Raw genomic sequence first — 4,541 nt, forward strand, 5'->3', positions numbered from 1 at the left:
CACCTTGCAGGCGTACGAAGCCGGGGGTCGCGGCGATGGGGTCGCCATTGCCGATGAAGCTTGCCTTGAAGCTCTTGATTGAGAAGCGGAAGCCGTCGTTGGCGCCGAACAGCAGCACGGCGTCATCCAGCAGGCCGATGTAGGTGCTGGCGTTGTTCACGGGGCACTGCGCACCAAAGCAATCCGCACCTGCGGCCATCACGCCAACGAGATCTGCCGGCTGCGCAAGGGCGCTGTTGGAGAACGGGTCGAAGAACATCGTGTGGCCGGCGATACCCGGCTGATAGAACTCGTCGCCATTGCCCAGCAGCGGCAAACCCGGGTACGACAGGAAGGGCGAGCCGTCGATCGGCGTCTCGAAATCGATGGTCGAGCGCAGCACGCCCGCCTGGGCGCCCATCGACGCCGTGAATGCGGCCGCGGCCAGCGCGACCAAGGTCAATACCTTCTTCATTTAACTACCCACTTTCTTTGATCAGTTGAATCTACCGAGCAGGCGGGGCAGCGCCGAAGGCACCGCGGCATCGTCGACGGCGTGGGCCGTGTTGATGTCCTGCCAATGGACAAAGCGTCCATTTAGGCGGCCGATTCTGTGCGAGCAGGATTTCACGGCCATCCCCAGTTGCCCGGCATCCAAGCAAGGGGGGAACGGGTATTCACCGAGTCAGCAGACTTGACTAACCCGTATGAAATTTCATAGGACAAATCACCTTGACGCGCCACTGGCCGCTGAGGCAGCCGAAGCGGGGTCGGCGGGCAGTTGCAGGTTGGCCACGGTGCGTGGCGAGAAGAGCAGGTCGCGCGCAATCCGGACCGGCAAGCCGTCCGGGCCAACCTCGCGCAGCAACGCATGCTCAGAGCGGCTGCGCACGGCACTGAACGCGCCGGGCTGGCCGGGTTCGGCCACCAGCTCCCAGTCCGCCTTGCCGGTGAAGGGGTCCTCATAGGCGCGGCGCAGATGGCGCCGCGGCTTCGGTACGCGGTTGTCGATGAGCAGGTCGTCCAGGCTGCGCGGGTATTGCTGCGGCGGGTTGGGCGTGGCCGCCGCATAGGCCACGATGGCGCGCGCGATCTCGCCGCCGCGGAACAGCAGCTCCCGCTCGCGCTCGCGCTGGGCCGCCGTGCTCCAGGCCTGGCCCAGGGCTGCCAGGCCCGCCGCGGTCAACGCGACGAGGAAGAGCACCGCGAGGTAGGAATAGCCCCGCGTGCGGCTGCTACCAGTCCGCATAGAGCCTGCCGTCCGCCGAGCGCCCGGCGGCGCCGCTGCGCACATCCCAGACCCGGCCGCTGGCCTGCATCTCAGTCGGTGGCGGCAGCTCGATCCAGGTCTCGCGGCTGGCGGTCAGCGGGTCCTCGGGAATGCCGCGGATATAGCGCGCCGCGGCCAGCTCCTGCAGCGACTCGGGATACCGGCCCTTGTCGGCGGCGTACTGGTCGATGGCATCGCGCATCGTCGTCAACGACTGCAGCAGGGCCGTCTCCTTGCTCTTGTGCAGCGATGTGAAGTAGCGCGGCGCGGCAATGGACGCCAGCAGTGCCACGATGGCCATGACGACGATCAGTTCGATGAGGGTGAAGCCGCGTTGCCTGGCCATCACCAGTCCTTCAGCCGCGAACCATCCAGCGCCTTGCGCTCCGAGCGCGAATAGACGTCGAACACGTCCTTGCCCGCACGCGGGTCGTCGGGCGGGCTGTCGTAAGCGCGCAGGCCCCAGGTCTCGGCCGCGCTCAGCTCTGCAGGCGCGAAGGGGTCGCGCGGCAGGCGGCGCAGGAAATAGATCTTGCGGCCGTTGGGCGACTTGGCATCGGCCACGCCGTCGACCAGCAGCTGCAGCTTCTGTGGGTAGCCGCTGTCCTCGGGGCTTTGCACGATGCTGCCGGTCTCGGTGGCGCGCTTGTAGGCGTCAAGCGCCTCGCGCAACGTGCGCAGCGACTGGCGCAGCTCGTGCTCGCGGCTGCGCTGCACCGACATCTCGAGCAAGGGCCGCGCGGCAGACGCGAGCACGCCCAGCATGGCCAGCACGACCAGCATCTCGATCAGCGTAAAGCCACGAACAAAACCCGCGTGACGCCCGCGGGCCGAGCGCCGGGCCGCTCCCAAGCCGGCCCGTTCTGGCGATGCTGGCCGGTCAAGCCGGCAAGCATCGCCGTCCCCTCGGGGGACCGACCGGATTCGCCCGCGTTCAGCGGCGCGAAGCAGGGCGAGGGGCAGTTTCACCTTACCGCCTCGACGGTCAGCAGGCCCGAGCCTTCAAGTCGCACCGATGCCGATTCGCCATTCAGTCCGCTGGCCGACAGCGAGCTGACGCCGATGTTGAGCACCTGGCCGGCCGCCGGCGGCAGGGCGCGGAAGGCGACGACGCGTTCACCGCGTGGCGCCAGCTCGACGGGATAGCGCCCGGGCGTGACGCCCTGCAGGGGCTGGGCCGGTGTGAGCTTGGCCGCGTCGTATTCCAGCTCGCCCTTGATCTGCAGGCCGCTGTCGTTCTTCAGCGCGACCGAGACGGTACCGCCGGCCGGGATCTGCGGCGTCACGTCCAGCTTCAGCAGGGCCTCGGCAGGGGCCGCGCTGGGCTGCGCTTGCGCGGCCGGCGCGGCGGCGCCGCCACTGCTGGGCGCCACACCGACCCGGGCATCGCGCCGCAGCAGGCTGCTGAAGGCGCCGGGGCTGGCATCGGTGCCGCTGGCCAGGCGTGTGAGGGACGCATCGGGCACGGCCAGGTTGCGTACCACGCGCGGCGTGATCAGCAACACCACCTCGGTCTTGTTGCGCGTGTCGGTCTGGGTGCCGAACAGGCGGCCCAGCACGGGGATGCGCGACAGGCCCGGGATGCCGGTGCCGCTCTTGCGGTCCTCGTCGTTGATGAGGCCGGCCAGCACCTGCGTCTCACCGTCAGCCAGGCGCAGCACGGTGGAGGTGTTGCGGGTGCCGATTTCGTAGGCCGTCGTGCCGCCGGGGCCGGTGACCTGGCGGATCAGGTTGCTGACTTCCAGGCCGATCTTGATGACGACGTCGTTGTCGAGCTGGATGGTGGGCTCGACGTCAAGCTTCAAGCCGACGTCCAGGTAGCTGACCGAGGCCGCGACGGAGGTGGAGCCGGTGAAGTTGGTCGTCGTCGTGAACACCGGCAGCTTCTGGCCGATGTGAACCTTGGCCTTGTCATGGTTGCGCACGCGGATCTTGGGGTTGGCCAGGATGTTGGAGTTGCCCGCCGTGCCGCGCAGCGTGGCGATCACAGTAGGGTTGGCGATGCTGGCGCGGAAGTTGATGGGGTTCTTGCCGCCGATGAAGACGCGCGACGGGATCGCACCCGTCGCGTCGCTGATGCCCACCTGCAATTCCTCCGGCCACTGCAGGCCCAGCGAGTCGACCTGGTCGGTAGCCAGTTCCATGACCTCAACCTCGAGCATCACTTCGGGCTCGGGCAGGTCGACCGAGGCGATGAGCTTTTCCACCAGTCTCAGCACCTCGGGCGTGTCGCGCACGATGAGCAGGTTCAGGCGCTCGTCGATGTGGATGTCGCGCACCTTGGCAATCGTGCGCACCATGGCCTGCACCTGCTTCACGTCGGCGTTGGTCAGGTAGAGGGTGCGGGTGATCAGCTCCTGGTGCTCGCGCTGCTTGGCGGCCGTGTTGGGAAAGATCAGCACCGAGGTTTCGTTGAGCAGCTTGCGGTCCAGTTGCTGGGTGCCGAGGATGACGCGCATGGCCTCGTCCATCGTCACGTTGCGCAGGAACACGGTCACGCGGGCATCGGCGCGCACGTCCTTGTCGAAGACGAAGTTGACGCCGCTGGAGCGGGACAGCGCCTCGAAGACCTGGCGCAGCGGCGCCTCGCGGAACTCCAGCGTGACGGGCTTCTGGAAGGCCGGGCCCAGCTCGCCGACCGCCGCTTCCAGCGGCCGCGCCTGGGCGACCTGGCTGGCCAGCAGGCGGGCGCCGGGATGCTGGGGCGACTCGGCCAGGATCTCGCGGGCCACGCCTTCAGCGCGCTCAAGGCGGCCCTCCTTCAGCGCCGCGCGGCCGGTGGCCAGCTGGGCATCCTGGCGGCGGCTGCGCTCCACCTCGGTGGTCAAGGCGACCAGGCGCGGGTGCTTGGCGTCGGCCAGAGCCAACTGGCTCAGCAAGGCCGAAGCCTCGTCCCAACGCCCGGCGCCGCGCAGGGCTTCGATCTGCAGGATGAGGCGGGCCGTGGCCTGTTCGCGGGCGCGCACCTGGGCGGCGCGCAATTGCGGGTCGTTCGGGTCCTTGGCACGGGCATCGTCCAGCACACGCAGGGCGGCCGGCCACTGGTTGCTGCGGCCGAGGTCTTCGGCCTGGCGCAACGCCGGATTGGCGCAGGCCACGAGCAGCACAGTCACAAATGCCCCAAGGACGACGTGGAACGTCGTCCGCCCCCCGAGGGGAGCGAGAAAACTTGGGGCGGCCCGGCGTTTTCCYGGGAAGAGAAGGAAGAGCTGCTTCATGGGATGGGCCTGAAGACGATGTTCTGGGGAAGCTGGCCTGGCAGCCAGGTCAGGCGCACGCCGCTGTCGGAGAC

Annotated in this window: 5 protein-coding genes; all 5 read right to left on the bottom strand. The window is 68.4% G+C overall.

Annotated elements, in window-relative coordinates:
• On the bottom strand, positions 1–454 hold a 454-nt coding region (locus tag AC1DU6_RS20945), incomplete at its 3' end, for an NF038120 family PEP-CTERM protein (protein ID WP_477859324.1).
• Between the two features lie 252 nt (positions 455–706).
• The gene (locus AC1DU6_RS20950; protein ID WP_457321322.1) at positions 707–1,228 is read right to left on the bottom strand and encodes a type II secretion system protein; all 522 of its coding nucleotides are present in this window, start codon (positions 1,226–1,228) and stop codon (positions 707–709) included.
• The gene (locus tag AC1DU6_RS20955) at positions 1,215–1,595 is read right to left on the bottom strand and encodes a type II secretion system protein (protein ID WP_056200547.1); all 381 of its coding nucleotides are present in this window, start codon (positions 1,593–1,595) and stop codon (positions 1,215–1,217) included. The genes AC1DU6_RS20950 and AC1DU6_RS20955 overlap by 14 nt, the downstream gene beginning before the upstream one ends.
• Complete coding sequence (locus tag AC1DU6_RS20960; RefSeq protein ID WP_457321320.1) at positions 1,595–2,101, bottom strand: type II secretion system protein; 507 nt, start codon at positions 2,099–2,101, stop codon at positions 1,595–1,597. Before AC1DU6_RS20960 ends, AC1DU6_RS20955 begins: the two co-directional genes overlap by 1 nt.
• Positions 2,102–2,214: 113 nt before the next feature.
• Complete coding sequence (locus tag AC1DU6_RS20965) at positions 2,215–4,362, bottom strand: secretin N-terminal domain-containing protein (RefSeq protein ID WP_457321318.1); 2,148 nt, start codon at positions 4,360–4,362, stop codon at positions 2,215–2,217.
• Positions 4,363–4,541: the final 179 nt, after the last annotated feature.

This window comes from Roseateles sp. P5_B10 (assembly GCF_056400485.1).